Source organism: Streptomyces colwelliae, from assembly GCF_048158785.1.
Classification (GTDB): Bacteria; Actinomycetota; Actinomycetes; order Streptomycetales; family Streptomycetaceae; genus Streptomyces.
In genome coordinates this window covers 1-388 of the sequence record NZ_JBLTJC010001061.1, presented here as the reverse complement: position 1 = coordinate 388, position 388 = coordinate 1, and the positions used below count along the sequence as shown (strand labels likewise).

The window sequence follows — 388 nt, the reverse complement described above, 5'->3', positions numbered from 1 at the left end:
CCTCCATGAGTTGGAGCGGCCGCGTCTTTGTCGTCTCGATCTGGTCGGCCAGCGTTTCGATTTCGCGGACCAGCGTCCTGGCCTTGTCGCGGTCACGGAATTCGTCGGCGAATTTCATTGCATGGCCTCCCTGTTAGCCGCCGAGCCGCGTTCGTCCGCAAGCAGGGTGTGCACCAGATCCCACAGGATGTGATAGGCGGCGACGTGACATTCCTGAATGCGATGGATGGATGTGGACGGGACGACAAGACAATGATCGACCGCGCCGGATGACTTCATCTTGCCGCCGTCGCCGCCGGTGAGCCCGATCGTGGCAACGCCGAGTTCCTTGGCCTTGACGAATGCGGCGATCAGGTTTTGCGAGTTCCCGCTTGTCGAGATGCCGATC

1 pseudogene is annotated in these 388 nt (G+C 61.1%); it reads right to left on the bottom strand.

Annotated features, from left to right (window positions below):
• Nucleotides 1-114 precede the first annotated feature (114 nt).
• Nucleotides 115-388: pseudogene (locus ACNFOC_RS55825) on the bottom strand (hypothetical protein); the annotation flags it as partial.